The sequence below is a fragment of the Acinetobacter sp. T63 genome (genome assembly GCF_053852345.1).
The window spans coordinates 1,447,670-1,465,464 of record NZ_CM132659.1 but is presented as its reverse complement, the minus strand read 5'-3'; the positions used below and the strand labels follow the sequence as shown (position 1 = coordinate 1,465,464).

The window sequence follows — 17,795 nt, the reverse complement described above, 5'->3', positions numbered from 1 at the left end:
AATTGATGCAATTCAATACACAACGACCTTATATTCACGGTCAGTTTGTCGATGCTTCATCCTCTGAAACATTCCAAAGTATTAATCCGGCCAATGCTGAGGTGTTGGCCACCATTCAGGCATGTAACCAGACCGATGTTGATCGGGCAGTACAGTCTGCCAAACAGGGACAAAAAGTCTGGGCAGCCATGACCACCATGCAGCGTTCACGCATTTTAAATCAGGCCGTAGCCATTTTACGGGCACGCAATGATGAGCTGGCAGAAATTGAAAGCCTGGACAGTGGCAAGCCTTTAAGTGAAACCCGGAGCGTCGATATTGTGACCGGGGCAGATGTGCTGGAATATTATGCCAGCATTTTACCAGCGCTCGAAGGCCAGCAAATTCCATTAAGAGAAAGTTCTTTTATTTATACCCGCCGTGAACCGCTGGGTGTGGTGGCCGGTATTGGCGCCTGGAATTATCCAATCCAGATTGCGTTATGGAAATCTGCACCGGCCTTGGCCGCAGGCAACGCCATGGTGTTTAAAGCCAGTGAAATTACCCCACTGACCGCGTTAAAACTGGCCGAAATTTATAGTGAAGCCGGAGTACCGGACGGCGTCTTTAATGTGGTGACCGGGGGGGGCGATGTGGGTAGCTACCTCACTGAGCATCCGGAGATTGCCAAAGTATCCTTTACCGGCGGTGTGAGTACCGGTAAAAAAGTAATGGCACAGGCAGCGGCGTCCAGCTTAAAAGAAATCACCATGGAACTCGGTGGAAAATCACCGTTAATTATCTGTGAAGATGCCAATCTGGATCTGGCTGCCGATATCGCCATGATGGCCAATTTCTACAGCTCTGGACAGGTGTGTACCAATGGAACCCGGGTGTTTATTCCTGCTGCTTTAAAAACTGCTTTTGAAGAAAAGATTCTGCAGCGCATTCCCTATGTGCGCATGGGTCAGCCTTTAGACCCGAACACCAATTTCGGGCCACTATCCAGCTTTGCCCATATGGAAAAAGTATTGCATTACATTGAGCTGGGCAAGCAACAGGGCGCCCGTCTGTTAACAGGTGGACAGCGCGCAGCGGCAGCTGAATTTGCGCACGGGGCTTTTGTCGAACCCACAGTATTTACTGATTGTCATGATGAAATGTGCATTGTTCAGGAAGAAATTTTTGGCCCGGTTATGAGTATTTTAAGTTATGACAGCGAAGATGAAGTAATCCGCAGAGCCAATGCCACCACCTATGGTCTGGCTGCTGGTGTGGTCAGTCCGGATTTAAGCCGGGCCCATCGCATTATTCATCAGATTGAAGCAGGGATTTGCTGGCTGAATACCTGGGGCGAATCTCCGGCAGAAATGCCGGTTGGTGGCTATAAACAGTCCGGTGTTGGCCGTGAAAATGGTCTGGTGACCTTACAGCACTATACCCAGACCAAATCGGTTCAGGTAGAGCTAAGTCCTTTCCAGTCTGTATTTTCAGCTTAAGGGAGGATCATGCTGCATGAACTATGACTATATTATTATTGGCGCAGGTTCTGCCGGGAATGTGCTGGCGGCTCGATTAACTGAAGATCCGGACACGACGGTGTTGCTCCTAGAAGCAGGTGGGCCGGACTATCGGCTGGATTTTCGTACCCAGATGCCTGCCGCGCTGGCTTATCCCTTACAGGGCCGGCGTTATAACTGGGCCTATCTGACCGATCCGGAACCGTATATGAATAACCGCCGCATGGAATGTGGTCGCGGTAAAGGCTTGGGCGGTTCCTCCCTGATTAACGGCATGTGTTATATCCGCGGCAATGCGATGGATCTGGAACAATGGGCCAGTTTGAAAGGACTGGAGCATTGGAGCTATGCCGACTGCCTGCCTTATTATAAAAAGGCCGAAACCCGTGATATTGGCGGCAATGACTATCATGGCGACAGCGGTCCGGTACAGGTCGCCACCCCGAAAGCCGGAAATAACGAGCTGTTTCATGCCATGGTCGATGCTGCGGTGCAGGCCGGCTATCCACGTACCGATGATTTAAATGGCTATCAGCAGGAAGGATTTGGTCCGATGGACCGTACCGTAACCCCGCAGGGACGCCGTTCCAGCACAGCGCGTGGTTATCTGGATATGGCCAGACAGCGCCCGAATTTAACCATTCGCACCCATGCCATGACCAATAAAATTCTATTTAATGGCAAGCAGGCTATAGGCGTCGAATATTTTCAGGGACAAAGTACCGCGCAGCCACTCCAAGTCTTTGCTGAAAAAGAAGTGTTGCTCTGTGGGGGTGCCATTGCTTCCCCGCAAATTCTGCAGCGTTCCGGTGTCGGTAATGCCCAGCATCTAAAAAGCCTGGAGATTCCGGTGGTTCATGATTTACCGGGCGTGGGCGAAAACCTGCAAGATCATCTGGAAATGTATTTACAGTATCAGTGCAAAAAACCGGTCAGCTTATATCCAGCCTTAAAATGGTATAACCAGCCAAAAATTGGCGCAGAATGGCTGTTTTTAGGTCAGGGTGTGGGTGCCAGTAACCAGTTTGAAGCCGGTGGCTTTATCCGCACCTCCGATGAGTTTGCCTGGCCGAATATCCAGTATCACTTTTTACCGGTCGCCATTAACTACAATGGCAGTAATGCCATTCAGCAGCATGGTTTTCAGGCGCATGTCGGTTCCATGCGCTCTCCATCCCGCGGTCGGGTCAAACTGCGCTCCAAAGATCCGTTTCAGCATCCAAGTATCCTGTTCAATTATATGAGTACCGAACAGGACTGGCGCGAGTTTCGTGATGCCATCCGCATTACCCGGGACATCATGCATCAACCGGCTTTAGATGCCTATCGCGGCGAAGAAATCAGCCCGGGCAAACAGGTACAAAGCGATGCCGAGCTGGACGAATTTATCCGTAACCACGCTGAAACTGCGTTCCATCCATCTTGCAGCTGCAAAATGGGTGAAGATGATATGGCGGTGGTCGATGGCTACGGGCGGGTACATGGGCTGCAAAACCTGCGTGTGATTGATGCTTCGATCATGCCGCTGATTATTACCGGCAACCTGAATGCCACCACCATTATGATGGCCGAAAAACTGGCCGATCATATTCGCGCCAAACCGGCGCTGGCCAAATCTACGGCGCCATTTTACCGGGCCAATACGCCAGTCCGGTCAATCTAGCCGCAACAGAACGCTTTGATCTCTTAGATCATTTTGATGTGCATTTTTATACACATCCTTTTTTTCTTAGTTAAAACCACATACCCAACCATCCGCACAGCTCACGGTCGGATGGTTGGCTGGGATTTTTACATTCAATCAGGTTAAATTTTAAAACAATGATTCCATTTACAAGAACGGTGGTCGCCGCCGGATGTCTGTCATGTATCAGCATGTCCAGCTGGGCCAATGATGCATCGTCTTCCTCTATTGATGTGTCCGGTCAGCTGACCGCAGTATCCAAATATGTGTCGCGCGGTCTGACCAATGCACCAGAAAATGAAGACCTGGCTTTGCAGGCCTCTTTAACCCTGGGCTATGGAAATTTTTACGCTGCTTATTGGGGCAGTACACTGGGTTATTCATACCGCGATTTACAGCAAGGCCGGCAATACAGCACCGATAAAATGGAACATGATTTTATTGTCGGGCATGTGTCAGATTTTAAAGGCCTCACTTGGGATCTGTGGAATGCGACCTATTATTATCCGGGTGGGGACAGTACCACCTCCAATGAACTGGGCCTGCGTGTCAGCAAAAACCTGAATGAGCAAGCTACACTAACCTTCGGCGTGTCGACCTATTTATATGATGTGGTGTATATGAATCAGGGCGATACCTATGTCAGCCTGAACTATGCCCATCAGCTCAGCGAAAAATTAACTGGAAATCTGGCCATTGCCGGTTCCTATTTTAATGACTCCGGCAAATATGAAGGTCAGGAATTTTTAGATACTCAGACCGATACCGCTTTTCGTTTTGCCTCGGTCGGACTGGATTATGCAGTTGCGCCGAATGTGAATGTCTTTTCCGACTTCATTCTGGGTGGTTATGACCGCAGTAAAATCAAACAGAAAAATCAGGCGGTTTGGGGCCTAAGATATAGCTTCTAATCTATTCCCCAAGCATCAACCCTTTAATTGAGCGTGGAAGAGGGCTGCTCCGGCCGAATGCGAATGCTTAAACCCTGAGGCGGGTTCAGGCTTAAATCCATCTGGTAGTGATGATGCTGGAGCAGCGCTTTGACCAAAGCCAGCCCTAAACCATGACCTTGTTGCTGGGCAGATTTACGCCAAAAGCGCCGGGTCATCTGGGTCAGTTCCGCCGCAGTCAGCCCCTGACCATCATCTTTTAACCACAGTTGCTGATCATGCATGATAATTTCAATCCGGCTTAAGCCTTGGGCATGTAGCAGGGCATTTTCCAGCAGATTTTTCAGGATGGTATGCAAGCTCAGCGGTGGCAATTGCAGGGTCTGCAGACTTTCCCAATCGACCTGTAATACACAATTTAAATGCGGATAAACCGGACTTAATTCTTCTATCACTTGTCTTAAAACCGGCGCGACTTCGGTGGTATCTGAATCTGGGGCAGCTTGCGCCGTTTCATGATCGGTCTGGCTCAGTAATAACAATTGTTCCAGCAACTGCTGATAACGCCAGATACTGTTTTCGGCCTGTTTCAGGTTTTCAATCAGCTTGCTGGCCTGCGCCGGATTTTGTTCAACCATCATCCGGCTGAGTTGTACATGGGTTTTAATTGCAGTTAAAGGACTACGCAGTTCATGCGCGGCATAGGCGGTAAACAGTTTTTCATTTTCCAGACTATGGTGCAGGTTCTGAATTAGCTGATTGGAATTATCGACAAAAGGCTGGACTTCTTTGGGAATTTTGCGCGCATCCAGATGTTGCAGATAATGCGCGGCATCTGACAGCGAATGCTGCTTATCTGCCAGTTGCTGGGCCATATCATCCAGAGGGCGGAATTCTTTACGCAAAATATGAATCACCAGCGCCATACAGATCAATAGCGATAACACCAGCGGAATCAGCACCGATTGCAGAATCTGTTGTAATAACGACGCTCTAAGCACCAGCCGTTCTGCGGCCACCACCTGAATATCGCCTTTACGCAGAACATAACTGCGCCATTCCACACCATTTTCCTGCCAGGTACTAAAACCCGGTTGCTGTCCGGTCAGTTGTTCCGGTGCGCCGCGGGTCCGAGCCACTACATACGGTCCCAGCGTAATATCCGAGCTAAACACCGACACCTCACAGGCAATCAGGTTTTGCGCATGATACTGTTCGGCCACCTGTTTTAAGGAATCGGGATTAATTTCCTGGAGCGGCAAATGCTGAATCAGCCGCGCCACCATTTGTGCAGAGGCAAACAGGCGCTGATCCAGCGTATCTTGCAGCCGCTGCTGCAAATCATAATACAGCCAGCAAAACACCAGACTCCACAGGCTAAGAAACACCACCATAAACATGCTGACCAGCCGCCATTTTAAACTGTAGTTCTGCATATTCAGCTCTCGGTTTCCGGCACTTTAAACATATAGCCCACACCACGAATGGTCTGAATCAGCTGCGGCTCTAGTTTCTGGCGTAAATGATAAATATGCACATTCAGCGCGTTGCTCTCGATACTGTCCTGATAGCCATACAGTTTATCGAGCAGCTGTTCATTTTTTAAAATCTGGTTGGGATGGCTCATCAGGGTTTCCAGCAGGCTGTATTCACGCCGTGACAGGGTTACTGGCTGCTGCTGGAACGTGACTTCCTGGGTATCGCGGTTCAGCTGCAAATCACCCAGTTGTAAAAGATTGGAAGAAAAGCCACGATTACGCCGTGCCAGCGCATGAATACGGGCAATCAGCTCATCCAGTTCAAAGGGTTTGGTCAGGTAGTCATCGGCCCCCAGATTTAAGGCTTCTACACATTGCCGGGTTTGGTGTCGGGCGGTTAAAACCAGTACCGGCAGATGAATTTCATCCTGGCGCCACTGCTGCAGCAGTTCCAGACCGTCCTGATCAGGCAGGCCCAAATCCAGCAGACACAGGTCGACCGCACTTTGCCGGATAAAATAATCGGCAGCACGCGCAGTAGCCACATGCTCGACTGAAATATTTAAATAGTCCAGCGCTGAACAGATACTTTGGGCAATATAAGGATCATCTTCGACCAGAACCACAAACATAGTTACTCTCCACCTGAAATCCTATTTTATAAATAATGAGCTATGTTAATGTTCTCTTAATTTAATCTTTTTAATAATGAATCGGGTTTTCTACAGAAAAATGGACGTCATGATTACGCGTGTAAGTGCTTTGCTTGTGGTTCTTTGTGCATTCTGGCCAGTCTGGTCACAGGCGCAGGAGTTCTTGCCACCCGATCAGGCGTTTCAGTTTCAGGCGCGTTCTATTAGTGATGATCAGGCGGAACTGCGCTGGACCATCGCCGAGAATTATTATTTATATCATGATCAGCTGCAGGTGCGTAGCGATGCCGGTGCGCTAAAATTACAGCTGCCGGTGCCGGAAGATAAGAATGATCCGACCTTTGGCCAGACCAAAGTGCATTATCATCAGGTCAAGACTACAATTAAGGTCGCGCCAAACCAGCAATTTAAAATTCAGTGGCAGGGCTGTGCCGAAAGCGGTTTATGTTATCCGGTGCAACGCGCCACCATTCAGACCGATGCGCAAGGCTTGTTGCCCCAGTCAGATGCGCCTTCAAGCGAACGGCGTTTATTAAGTGCCGCCAAACCGGTCGCGCTGGATGCACCGGCTAAAATTGAAGCGGCACCCAGTAAACCTGAAAAAACAGTACTGACAACTGCGCCAATTACAGCTGAAGAAGCAGTCATTGAAAATGAGTCGATTGCCGCAGTAGAGAATACAGAGCCGACAAAACTCACTGATGCTGTCGCGGCTTCAGAAATTTCAGTCGTAGCGTCTAATCCGGTGCCGGCCAGTGAAATCGCAGGCGAGACACAAACGGCAGCCGCCGCGTCATTACAATCTGAATGGAACAACGACCAGTATTTTTTCAATTTACTCTCGGAACATCATTTATTTTTTAATCTGCTGATTTTTTTAGGTTTTGGTATTTTACTGGCCTTTTTACCTTGTTCTTTGCCACTGATTCCAATTTTGTCTGGCATTCTGGTACAGCGTCATCGTGGTTATCGTGCTGCGTTGATTGCGCTGGCTTTCGTACTGGGTATGGCCGCAGTGTATGCGGTGATGGGACTGGCGGTTGCACAACTGGGCTATAGTTTCCAGCGCTGGTTCCAAAGCCCGATCTTTATTGGCATCTTTGCGGTGCTATTTATCTTGTTTGCCTTGAACCTGTTTGGGGTGTATCAGCTGTCCTTACCACAAGGTTTATTACAACGACTGGACCGATGGCAGCAAAAACAGCAGGGCGGTACGCTGGTGGGTGCTGCGTTAATGGGGATGATTTCCGCGCTGATTGTAGGTCCGTGTATGAGCGCGCCTTTGGCCGGTGCTTTGCTGTTCGTATCGCAGTTGGATCAGCCGGTACTCGGCGCGACCTATCTGTTTGTACTGGGTCTGGGCCTCGGGATTCCTTTATTTATTGCCGCTGTATTTGGCGCCAAATATTTACCGAAACCGGGTTTGTGGATGGACCGGTTGAAATTCAGTTTCGGCTTTTTAATGCTGGCGCTGGCGGTTTATTTCGCCCGCCCATTGCTGCCGACTGTGGCCTATTTCCTGTTGATGGGCATTATTTTCCTGGCACTGGCGATTTACTGCTTCGATTTAATCCGCAGACATCTGCAAGGTAAAATCTCGCGTGTTGGCGTTATTGTGCTGGCGCTGGCCATGATCGGCATTGGTATTTGGCATATTCAACATGGCCTTCAGCAGATGGGTGCGGTCCATGCCCAACAAACACTCAGCTGGCAAAAGGTGCATACCCAGCAGGAACTGGCACAGCTGCTACAGCAGAACAGTGGACGCAGTATCGTGATTGATGTCTATGCCGACTGGTGTGTGGCCTGTCAGCCGGTAGAAAATGAAGTCCTGCCACGTACCGATGTACAGGCAGCCTTGCAGGATGTGGTGCGGATTAAACTGGATTTAACCGAGTATCATCCATCTCAAGATGCATTACTGCGTGACTGGCAGATTCTTGGCCCACCGACCATGATTTTCCTGGACAGCCAGCAGCAGGAACAGCGTACTTTACGTTTAACCGGCACCTTTACCGCGACCCAACTTATTCAGCGCTTGCAGCAACTTCAGCAGGCGAACACGCCATGATGGTTTCTGCAACGGCGCTGCATATGGGCTCACTAATGTTGCCGTGGCAGATGGTGCTGCTGCTCACCAGTTTAGTGCTGGTGTATGGGGCAGGGCGATATTTCAGACACAAACAGCAATGGCCTGAACCTAGCTGGCGCATCTTTAGTGACAGCTTGTGGACGTCATTCTGGGTGGGGTTAATTGCCGCACGACTGGTTTTTGTACTAATGCATGCCGATCTTTATCTGGCGACACCACTGGATATAATCAAAATTCAGGACAAAGGCTTTCATTTTTATGGCGGATTGATTGCCGGCATTGGGTGGTTTTTATGGAAAAACCGGGCATTGGCCAATCTGCCTAAAGCGATATTGATCGCGCTATTTGTTGCGATCCAGCTTTGTCTGAACTGGGGTATTCAATCAGTCTTGCCACAGCAGAATCAGTATCCTGACCTGCAATTTCAAAATTTACAGCAGCAACAGGTGCCGCTACAGCACTGGGTTGGCAAACCGACCGTCATCAACCTGTGGGCCAGCTGGTGTCCGCCGTGTCACCGGGAAATGCCGGTTTTACATCAGGCCCAGCAGGATTATCCGGACATTCATTTTGTAATGCTGAATCAGGGCGAAACGACTGACACGGTACAGGATTATCTGCGTCAGCATGGTTTTAATTTCCAGCATGTCCTGTTTGATCCTCAAGGTGACATGGCCACCCAGATGAATATGTACGGCTTGCCAAGCACCTTGTTCTTTAATGCGCAAGGACAGCTCGTGCATCGGCATATGGGAGAACTGACCCAGCCAATGCTGCGTCGCTATATCAATGATCTTTCTGCTCCATCTTCAAAATAACAGGAAATTCTCATGAAAATGATCTATCCCGCTGCGTTGTTCCTGCTGCTGTTAAATACGACAGCATTTGCCCAGACTGATCTGAAAAAACAGATTGAGCAGGAAGGCTTTAAATTTATCAAACAGATTGAAGCGCCAGAAAAAATGACCGGATGGGCCGGGCATATGCAGCAAAGTCCGGCGACCGTGTTTATTTCCAATGACCAGAAATATTACATTATTGGCGATTTGCACAATGCCAAGGGTGAGAACCTGACCATCAAAGCGCTTGAAACCCATGTCAAAGACGCCGTGCTGGATGATGTCTGGAAAAGTCTGGAAAACTCCACCTGGATTCAGGACGGACAAAAAGATGCGCCGCGGATTGTATATGTATTTTCAGACCCGAATTGTCCGTATTGCCATACCTTCTGGCAAAAGGCACGTCCGTGGGTGAAGGCGGGGAAGGTACAGCTTAGACATATTCAGGTGGCAGTCATTCGTGATGAGAGTCGCGGGCAAGTGGCGACCATGCTGATGGCTAAAAATCCGCAGCAGGTGTTTACCAGTTACAATGCCAACAAAGGGCAAAACAAGTTAAAAATTACCAAGAATATCCCTGCTGATATTGCTGCAAAAATAGATGCCAATCAGGAGCTGATGGCTAAATATGGTTTCTTTGCCACTCCGTCGATGGTGTGGAAAAACCAGCAAGGCGAGTTTAAGTCCGCCCAAGGGATGACGGAGGATTTAAGAGAGATTTTTGAGAAGTAAAAGGTTCATGAACAATGGCAGGTGTTGTTTAGGTTATCACCTGTGGCTTAAAAATTCTCCCCTTGCGGAATGCTGTTCCTCACCTCTTTAATAAATAGGGGGTAGAGGAGATTAGATATAAAAAAGACCGTCGCTAAGGGCAGTTTTTGATCATAACTTGCTAATAATGACAATTGTCGCTATTATGTATTTAATACAGCCGCCACGCTTAGTTCTTCTTTTGAAGTCCGCGCAACCTTGGCGGTTTTTTATGCCTCGATTTTAGTGAATTATGTTAAAACCTTATAAATAAAAAGCCTTTATCATATGCTGAGCAAGTGCATCATCTACAGTCTAAAGGATTGAGTATTCATAATGTTGCTTGGGCTGAAGGAATATTGGCAAAATATGGTTATTATCGCTTAAGTGCATATTGGTATCCTTACCGAATAAGGTCAGGAAATAATGTCTTAGATCGATTCAAGCCGGGCACTTCGTTTGAAAAAATTGTGCAATTATATGAATTTGATACTGAATTACGATTACAAATATTCGGTGCTATCGAAATTATAGAAACGTTTTTACGAACGAAATTAACGTATTATCTCGGTCATCAATATGGTGCATTTGGTATCTACAATGCACAAAATTTTTATCCCAAATTTAACCATAGAAAATTTTTAGAAACATGCAACAAAGAAGTTGGACGCTCTAAAGATACGTTCATCCAGCATTTTCAACAAAATTATGATGGTTTTCCTCAAATCCCAATTTGGATGCTGACAGAAGTTTTAAGTTTTGGTTCATTGTCATTTTTATATAGTGGTTTAATAAATAATAAGGCAAATAATAAAGAAGATAAGAAAGCAATCGCACAGTATTTTTCTTTGCATCATGAAAAATTAGCTGAATGGTTGCATATATTGACCTATGTAAGAAATATTTTTGCCCATCATGGACGGTTATGGAATAAAGAATTAGCAATTAAATCTAAAGCTGACAAAGATCCAAATTGGCAATCACCGATTACACCGACGAATAAACGTATCTTCTATGTACTCTTAATCTTAAAAACCTTGCTAAGACCGACAGGATTTGATTCAGAGTGGTGCAATCAATTGAATAAACTCTTAAAACCTATTGTGAAAGATGAAAATTGGCGTGTTGCAATGGGTTTTCCTGATAATTGGGAAGAACATCCTATTTGGAGCTTATGAAATATGGTAAAAAAAATACCAGAATTTTTAGAAGGTCGTAGCCCTGATCGTCAAAATCGCATTTTGGAAAATACAAAAATAATCTTAAAAGATTGTGTTATGGATGAGGTTTATTTATTACAACTAGCAGAAAAAGCGAAAAGTGAAGAAACTATCAGGATAACTTTAGATGACTTAAGAGTTCGAGTTCACAAAAACCGCGTATCGCTTAGTCTATCAAGTCATTGACGCCAAAATTGTGGTGCTTGTCTTAGACGTTGACCGCCGTGACACCATTTATAAAAAGATGTAAAAAAGACCGCTATATTGCGGTCTTTTTAGTATTTAGACTTTTATAATTTCACCAACTCCACCCGACGGTTTTTCGCCTTACCATCTTCAGTCGCATTATCTGCAACAGGCTGAGTATCCCCAAAACCTTTGGCTGTCAGACGATTTGTATCAATGCCTGCTTTGGTTAGAGCAGTCACCACAGCTTGCGCACGTTGCTCAGACAATTTTAAATTATGCGCCGCATCGCCTGTATTATCAGTATGTCCGTAAATGCCAAGTTTTAAATCATCGTTATCTTTCAGTAAAGCAATAATCTGATCTATTTGTTCTTGTGAGTCTGGCAAAATATCGGCTTGATCTGTGGCAAAGTTAATTTGCACACTCACTTTACTGTCCTGATCCAGACTTTGTTTCAGTGCACTCGACGTCAGTGCTTTGGCAGTGATATTTAAGGGCTGACTTTCCGCTACCATTAAACCCATATAGTGACCAGATTGCGCCAAATGGAACCAAATATTTTTATCCGCTTGTCGAATCACATACGTTTGCGCAGGGTAATTATAAATATCAGCCAAACCTGAACCATGTTGCACCCGAATGGCATCAGGCAGACTGTTGGCAAGCTCTTTGGGGATTTGACTATTGGCAACTTCTACACCGCCAAGCTGTTTAATTACCGCATCAAGATTACGCTGTATTTCTAAATAACTGCCTTCTTTATAATCTGATTTAGCGGTAATACCCGAACTAAACAGTTTTCCTTCAACCCAGTGAAAGTCATGTCCTGTCCAAAACGGCACACGTTCAAACTTTCGATTTTCATCATTCTGATAGCGATAACCCTGTGGTAACTCAATATAAGGAAACTCGCCAAGCACTGCGGTCGAAATGGGGATGTTATTCAGATCAAAATCTGAGCTGGCTTTGGCAGTTTCATTTGAATCCGATGTGATTTCAGAAGTACTGACTTCAGTTTCAGCCTGATCAGAAGCCGGTTTGGTACAGCCATACATAAGTGCCAGTACACAACTTAAACTTAGCCCCAAAATTGTTTTTTGAAAAGTCATCAGATATTTCCTTATTCTACTGATCTCAATATTCTGCTTATATTTTAAATAGTATAGCTGAGCCGGTTTAAATTTTCATTTCTTATAGAAGCTGAAAGTCGCAAAGTCGTTTCTCAAGGAAATTGGGCTACAGAAGAACACTGCATCTATTCGTTTAATAGGAAGGTAAATCACTGATCATTTACAAGCTAAACCCCTTGATTTTTCCTCATCTTCAACTGAACCAAATTCATGTTGATGCTTTTATAGACATTTTTATATAAGCGCCGTTTGACCTAAACAGACCAGATCCAAATATTTAGGCGAGCCAATTTTTTATTCCATCAAGAAGCTCATTTTCTTCAACAAAATGTGAAGATATTTAGCTACAATAAAAATTATAAATAATTGTTTTTATTAAAATTAAAAAAATCTATTTTGATTCTAAATCTAGCTTTTTGGCCTTTTTCCAGCAAGAAAAATTGGACTCGATTGATGACTCATAGGGCAGTCTATTTTTCTATATTTTCGCCTTAAATAACGCTATTCAAATCAAAACATGAATTTAATTCACTATTAACTTAGATTAAATCATTTTTATTCATCTTAGGGTTCACGTATAACTAAAACCAGAAAGATATTCAGATTTTTATTTTTAGATATTTAAAGCGGTGGAACAGATGAGTCAACAGTTTGCATGTTCAATTCAACGTATTCGTTTTGATGAAAACTATCAACCAGCGGACAGTACCCGTTTAACAACCAACTTTGCCAATCTGGCACGTGGCGAAAGCCGTGAACAAAACCTGCGTAATACGCTGCGCATGATCAATAACCGTTTTAATGCCTTGGCACATTGGGACAATCCGAAGGGTGACCGTTATTCACTGGAAATTGATATTGTATCTGCAGATCTTGATGTCGAAGGCAATGGTAACGCCTTTCCAGCCATTGAAATGCTGAAATCGACGATTGTTGATCATCGTACCAATCAGCGTATTGAAGGCATGATCGGAAACAGTTTTTCATCGTATGTACGTGATTATGATTTTAGCGTGCTTTTATTGTCCCAAGGCTATAAAGCAGGGGAAATACCAGACAACTTTGGTGATTTGCACGGCAAGCTGTATCAGTACGTGGTGAATTCCGAGGCGTTCCAGTCACAGTTTAATAAACAGCCGGTGATCTGCCTGAGCGTATCGACCACCAAAACCTATTATCGTACCGCCAATATTCATCCGGTGTTAGGGGTTGAATATCAGCAAAATGAATACTCAAGAACAGATCATTATTTCGCAAAAATGGGTTTAACTGTTCGCTATTTTAAACCGGAAAATAGTGCTGCACCTTTGGCGTTCTATTTTAGCGGTGATTTATTGGCGGATTATACCGATCTTGAATTAATCAGCGCGATTAGCACCATGGAAAGCTTCCAGAAGATTTATCGTCCTGAAATTTATAATGCCAACTCGACTGCAGGTCAGGTCTATCAACCTAGTCTTGAGTACCCAGATTATTCCTTAACGCAAATTGTCTATGACCGTGTCGAGCGTAGCCAGCTGGCCGTAAAACAGGGCAAATGGACAGAAGAACACTTTATTAAACCGTATCAGCACATTCTGGAACAGTGGGCTGCCAGCTACGCCGTAGCAACCAACGCTGCTTAATTCAACGTATAGAGATAGAAGATTAAAGATGAGCATTTTACTCCCAACCTCAACCGCAGGCAGCTTACCGAAACCATCCTGGCTGGCAGAACCGGAAAAACTCTGGTCGCCATGGAAACTTGAAGGCGATGCACTGCGTGAAGCCAAACAGGATGCCTTGAGCCTGTCACTGCATGAACAGTTACTGGCCGGAATTGATATTGTCAGCGATGGTGAGCAGACCCGTCAGCATTTTGTCACCACCTTTATTGAACATCTCGAAGGTGTGGATTTTGAAAAACGGGAAACGGTGCGTATTCGTAACCGTTATGATGCCAGCGTACCTTCGGTGATCGGTGAGGTGGCCCGGAAACAGCCGGTGTTTGTGGAAGATGCCAAGTTTTTACGCAGCCAGACCACTCAGCCAATTAAATGGGCTTTGCCGGGTCCAATGACCATGATTGATACCCTGTACGATGGTCATTACAAAAGCCGTGAAAAACTGGCCTGGGAATTTGCCAAAATCCTGAATCAGGAGGCAAGGGAACTCGAAGCCGCTGGGGTCGATATTATCCAGTTTGATGAACCTGCTTTTAACGTGTTCTTTGATGAAGTCAATGACTGGGGTGTGGCCACGCTGGAACGCGCACTGGAAGGTCTGAAATGCGAAACCGCCGTGCATATCTGCTATGGCTATGGCATTAAAGCCAATACTGACTGGAAAAAAACCTTAGGCTCTGAATGGCGTCAATATGAAGCCGTGTTCCCGAAACTGCAACAATCCAAAATTGATATTGTTTCGCTGGAATGTCAGAACTCACGCGTACCGATGGACCTGATTGAGCTGATCCGCGGCAAAAAAGTTATGGTTGGCGCTATTGATGTGGCCACCAACCAGATTGAAACCGCAGAAGAAGTGGCCAATACCTTGCGTAAAGCTTTGCAGTTTGTTGATGCCGACAAGCTTTATCCATCGACCAACTGTGGTATGACGCCGTTATCGCGTCAGGTGGCGCAAGGTAAACTTCGTGCTTTAAGCGCTGGCGCCGATATTGTGCGTCAAGAATTGAGTGCTTAACGCGCAGGCACATCATGTGGCAGAGCTGATGGGAATGGATGGAAAACATCTGGCCCATCCGCTTAACAACCATTTCAAGCATAACCCAAGAAAATGAAGGAATCCGGTGATGATTGAAGCAGCAGACTTTAGAAATGCCATGTCTTTGCTCAGCAGCGCGGTCAATGTGGTGACCACGGCAGGGGCGTCTGGTGTGCATGGATTTACCGCATCTGCCGTGTGTAGTGTAACCGATACACCACCGACCTTATTGGTTTGCATGAATCAGGCTTCACGCTCACACGCCCATTTTATTGAAAATAAAATCTTGAGCGTGAATGTGCTAGGCGCGCAGCATCAACAAATCTCCAATGTCTTTGCCTCCAAAATGAAGTCTGAAGAGCGCTTTCAATATGGAACCTGGACTGAGCTGGAAACCGGCGCGCCGGTGTTAACAGATGCCTTGACCAGCTTTGATTGCGAGATTGAGCAGATTCAGCAGGTGGGTACGCATAGCATTTTTATGTGCCGTGTGCTGGCCATTCAGCACAGTCAGCAAGAACATGGTCTGGTGTATTTTAATCGTGCCTATCATCAGGTTGGTGAGCTGGAACTTGCTTAAGGCGCCTTGTCTTTAATTTCAAATTATTCAGTCAGTATTTCGTGGAAATTATCATTTTTTTAATTATCGGGGCATGCGCAGGTTTTGCCGCTGGGCTGTTTGGGGTCGGTGGCGGAACAATCATTGTACCACTGTTATATATCGTGTTTATGCAGATGGGTTATAGTCCGGATGTGATTATGCATTTGGCTTTAGGTACATCGCTAGCAACTATTGTGATCACCTCTATCAGTTCATTGATGGCGCACCATAAGAACGAGGCAGTGCTGTGGCCAGTCTTTAGACATCTAGCTCCGCCTATGGCCATTGGATGCTTTTTCGGTGCAGGGATTGCCGGTTTAATTTCGGGCTTACATTTGCAGATTGTGGTAGGAATCTTTCTGATCTGGGTGGCGTATACCATGTTTACAGGTAGCAAAAAGCCGGCAGAGCAGGGGCGAACCTTGCCCTCAACCGGTCAACAAATCGCTGCAGGTTCGGGAATTGGTTTTGCTTCAGCCATCTTTGGGATTGGCGGTGGCAGCTTGACCGTACCGTATCTCAACCGTTATGGCGTGGTCATGCAACAGGCAGTAGGCACATCTGCAGCCTGTGGTTTCCCCATTGCAGTTGCCGGTGCTTTGGGATTTATGATTTTTGGGATGCAGGCGCAGGTGAATGTGCCCAATACTATTGGCTTTGTTCATATTTATGCTTTTCTTGGTATTAGCATTATGAGTTTCTTTACTGCCAAACTTGGGGCGAAAACAGCACATGCATTATCGCCACAAATCCTGAAAAAATGTTTCGCCGTGTTATTGGTGATTGTGGGCTGTTTCTTTCTGGTTAAGGGTTTGGGTTAAGCTGAAGGCAATTGGAAGATAACGAATACGCTCATAATAGTGGTTTGATTATAGAGCGTATGCTTCTCAGCAGATTCATGATCTAAATAATTATCTTTAGAAGGAGCTTCCTGTTCAATTTGGATTACTTGATTTACTTAGAAGAAGTCGGTTTCCTCAATTAAAAAATAGAACAATAAATATTAGGGTCTGTTGACATTTACTGTACTGTGCAAAAAAAATAGCGAGAACGTAGAATTTAATCGCCAAACCAAATCTACTCCTCGCTATGCCTCGTACAATGTTGACTGATCAACACTGGTCTAAGTTAGAAAACATTTTCCGTAATTTTCGTATTTATCTCAAACAAAATCTTCGAAATTTTATTGAAGCTATTCTTTATAGAATCCGTACAGGCTGCCCGTGGCGGGATTTACCTGCTGCCTTCGGAAAGCCAAACTCCATATTCAAGAAATTTTCCCGGTGGTCGAAAGATAATAAGTTATTAAATCTCATGGGAACCCTGTTCAGTTTTTGATAGAGGATGGTACGACCCATGATGTAAAAGTGGCACCGAAATTAGTTAACAATATAGACCTGCACGAGACAGAAATTCTCTGTGCCGATAAGGGTTATGACTCTGAATCCTTGAGAGAACAGATAGAAAAAACGGGAACTCAAGCTAATATTCCCAAGAAATCCAATACACTTTCAAATAATGATCATGTGGATTGGTATTTTTATAAAATCAGGCATTTAATTGAGAATACTTTTGCTAGATTAAAGCAATTTAGAGGAATTGCCACACGCTATGACAAGCTAAAGCAAAGCTATGAAAATTCTGTTGCCTTAGCTTGTATCTTTATTTGGCTATCATTATGAAATGTCAACAGACCCTAAACTTGATCATACAATTGATAGGCTTTAATCCGGTGTAGCGTTCTATAATATGCGGGTTACGATTGACCAAAATTAAAACAACAGGGTGCTTTTATATATATATTTATGCCAGGATAAGTTTGTATCCACACCAGGATAAAAGAATATATTTCATGCCAGGATAAGTTTAGCTCCCGGATTTCCGCATAACGTATATTATGTTCCTTAGGATGCTTCACTGGAGAGATCCACCGATAGTTTAATCTCTCCAGTGAAGTTGTGCCAACATACAGTTTGTATAGGGCACAATCCCCGACATGCTATTTAACATAATATACATTATACGAAATATAGCATATTAAATAAAAGCCATCCTGTAGATGACTCT

At 45.3% G+C, this 17,795-nt stretch carries 15 protein-coding genes and 1 pseudogene; 13 read left to right on the top strand and 3 right to left on the bottom strand.

From position 1 onward, the window contains the following. Positions 1 to 2: 2 nt before the first annotated feature. The 3 genes from betB to ACVLR6_RS07145 all read left to right on the top strand — a co-directional run bounded on the left by betB (position 3) and on the right by ACVLR6_RS07145 (position 4,094). Positions 3 to 1,478 (top strand): betaine-aldehyde dehydrogenase, encoded by a 1,476-nt coding sequence (betB, locus tag ACVLR6_RS07155; protein ID WP_455996129.1) that lies wholly within the window; start codon positions 3 to 5, stop codon positions 1,476 to 1,478. A gap of 16 nt (positions 1,479 to 1,494) precedes the next feature. Further along, positions 1,495 to 3,162: a choline dehydrogenase gene (gene betA, locus ACVLR6_RS07150; protein ID WP_104484587.1), complete on the top strand. Its 1,668-nt coding sequence runs from the start codon at positions 1,495 to 1,497 to the stop codon at positions 3,160 to 3,162. Between the two features lie 158 nt (positions 3,163 to 3,320). After that, positions 3,321 to 4,094 carry a hypothetical protein gene (locus ACVLR6_RS07145; RefSeq protein WP_455996128.1) on the top strand — a complete coding sequence of 258 codons (774 nt, stop codon included), beginning with the start codon at positions 3,321 to 3,323 and terminating at the stop codon, positions 4,092 to 4,094. Positions 4,095 to 4,117: 23 nt separating this feature from the next. Here ACVLR6_RS07145 and ACVLR6_RS07140 read toward each other — a convergent pair whose 3' ends face one another. After that, entirely contained in the window at positions 4,118 to 5,509 is a 1,392-nt protein-coding gene (locus ACVLR6_RS07140; RefSeq protein ID WP_455996126.1) for an ATP-binding protein, read from the bottom strand. Positions 5,510 to 5,511: 2 nt separating this feature from the next. Then, a complete protein-coding gene (locus tag ACVLR6_RS07135; RefSeq protein WP_016658141.1) occupies positions 5,512 to 6,183 on the bottom strand; it encodes a response regulator transcription factor in 672 nt (223 codons plus the stop codon). Between the two features lie 109 nt (positions 6,184 to 6,292). Here ACVLR6_RS07135 and dsbD point away from each other — a divergent pair, with 109 nt between their 5' ends. From dsbD to ACVLR6_RS07110, 5 genes are all read left to right on the top strand, one after another. Continuing rightward, entirely contained in the window at positions 6,293 to 8,275 is a 1,983-nt protein-coding gene (gene dsbD / locus ACVLR6_RS07130) for a protein-disulfide reductase DsbD (RefSeq protein ID WP_455996124.1), read from the top strand. Next, a complete protein-coding gene (locus tag ACVLR6_RS07125; protein WP_455996122.1) occupies positions 8,272 to 9,114 on the top strand; it encodes a prolipoprotein diacylglyceryl transferase family protein in 843 nt (280 codons plus the stop codon). Before dsbD ends, ACVLR6_RS07125 begins: the two co-directional genes overlap by 4 nt. Before the next feature lie 12 nt (positions 9,115 to 9,126). Further along, positions 9,127 to 9,867: a thiol:disulfide interchange protein DsbG gene (dsbG, locus tag ACVLR6_RS07120; RefSeq protein WP_075175219.1), complete on the top strand. Its 741-nt coding sequence runs from the start codon at positions 9,127 to 9,129 to the stop codon at positions 9,865 to 9,867. Positions 9,868 to 10,208: 341 nt separating this feature from the next. Then, positions 10,209 to 11,063: an Abi family protein gene (locus ACVLR6_RS07115; protein WP_455996120.1), complete on the top strand. Its 855-nt coding sequence runs from the start codon at positions 10,209 to 10,211 to the stop codon at positions 11,061 to 11,063. Between the two features lie 3 nt (positions 11,064 to 11,066). Further along, the gene (locus ACVLR6_RS07110) at positions 11,067 to 11,291 is read left to right on the top strand and encodes a hypothetical protein (RefSeq protein ID WP_152342383.1); all 225 of its coding nucleotides are present in this window, start codon (positions 11,067 to 11,069) and stop codon (positions 11,289 to 11,291) included. A gap of 104 nt (positions 11,292 to 11,395) precedes the next feature. On the opposite strand, the gene ACVLR6_RS07105 is transcribed toward ACVLR6_RS07110, so the two are convergent. Further along, positions 11,396 to 12,403 carry an OmpA family protein gene (locus ACVLR6_RS07105; RefSeq protein WP_180036336.1) on the bottom strand — a complete coding sequence of 336 codons (1,008 nt, stop codon included), beginning with the start codon at positions 12,401 to 12,403 and terminating at the stop codon, positions 11,396 to 11,398. Positions 12,404 to 13,062: 659 nt separating this feature from the next. Here ACVLR6_RS07105 and ACVLR6_RS07100 point away from each other — a divergent pair. From ACVLR6_RS07100 to ACVLR6_RS07080, 5 genes and pseudogenes are all read left to right on the top strand, one after another. Next, positions 13,063 to 14,049 (top strand): DUF1852 domain-containing protein, encoded by a 987-nt coding sequence (locus ACVLR6_RS07100; RefSeq protein ID WP_005177882.1) that lies wholly within the window; start codon positions 13,063 to 13,065, stop codon positions 14,047 to 14,049. Positions 14,050 to 14,077: 28 nt separating this feature from the next. After that, positions 14,078 to 15,106 (top strand): methionine synthase, encoded by a 1,029-nt coding sequence (locus ACVLR6_RS07095; RefSeq protein WP_104498182.1) that lies wholly within the window; start codon positions 14,078 to 14,080, stop codon positions 15,104 to 15,106. Positions 15,107 to 15,215: 109 nt separating this feature from the next. Next, positions 15,216 to 15,707, top strand: coding sequence for a flavin reductase (locus ACVLR6_RS07090; RefSeq protein WP_005177877.1), 492 nt, complete (start codon positions 15,216 to 15,218; stop codon positions 15,705 to 15,707). A 41-nt stretch (positions 15,708 to 15,748) separates the two neighbouring features. Then, positions 15,749 to 16,549, top strand: a complete 801-nt coding sequence (locus tag ACVLR6_RS07085; protein WP_045795662.1) for a sulfite exporter TauE/SafE family protein — start codon at positions 15,749 to 15,751, stop codon at positions 16,547 to 16,549. A gap of 268 nt (positions 16,550 to 16,817) precedes the next feature. Then, a pseudogene (locus ACVLR6_RS07080) lies at positions 16,818 to 17,410 on the top strand (IS5 family transposase). Positions 17,411 to 17,795: the final 385 nt, after the last annotated feature.

Bases quoted from the DNA above. Each gene is read 5' to 3' on its own strand.
- dsbD (WP_455996124.1), top strand. From the start codon at position 6,293: ATGATTACGCGTGTAAGTGCTTTGCTTGTGGTTCTTTGTGCATTCTGG.
- ACVLR6_RS07135 (WP_016658141.1), bottom strand. From the start codon at position 6,183: ATGTTTGTGGTTCTGGTCGAAGATGATCCTTATATTGCCCAAAGTATC.
- dsbG (WP_075175219.1), top strand. From the start codon at position 9,127: ATGAAAATGATCTATCCCGCTGCGTTGTTCCTGCTGCTGTTAAATACG.
- ACVLR6_RS07090 (WP_005177877.1), top strand. From the start codon at position 15,216: ATGATTGAAGCAGCAGACTTTAGAAATGCCATGTCTTTGCTCAGCAGC.
- ACVLR6_RS07105 (WP_180036336.1), bottom strand. From the start codon at position 12,403: ATGACTTTTCAAAAAACAATTTTGGGGCTAAGTTTAAGTTGTGTACTG.
- betA (WP_104484587.1), top strand. From the start codon at position 1,495: ATGAACTATGACTATATTATTATTGGCGCAGGTTCTGCCGGGAATGTG.
- ACVLR6_RS07140 (WP_455996126.1), bottom strand. From the start codon at position 5,509: ATGCAGAACTACAGTTTAAAATGGCGGCTGGTCAGCATGTTTATGGTG.
- ACVLR6_RS07145 (WP_455996128.1), top strand. From the start codon at position 3,321: ATGATTCCATTTACAAGAACGGTGGTCGCCGCCGGATGTCTGTCATGT.
- ACVLR6_RS07095 (WP_104498182.1), top strand. From the start codon at position 14,078: ATGAGCATTTTACTCCCAACCTCAACCGCAGGCAGCTTACCGAAACCA.
- ACVLR6_RS07125 (WP_455996122.1), top strand. From the start codon at position 8,272: ATGATGGTTTCTGCAACGGCGCTGCATATGGGCTCACTAATGTTGCCG.
- ACVLR6_RS07100 (WP_005177882.1), top strand. From the start codon at position 13,063: ATGAGTCAACAGTTTGCATGTTCAATTCAACGTATTCGTTTTGATGAA.
- ACVLR6_RS07110 (WP_152342383.1), top strand. From the start codon at position 11,067: ATGGTAAAAAAAATACCAGAATTTTTAGAAGGTCGTAGCCCTGATCGT.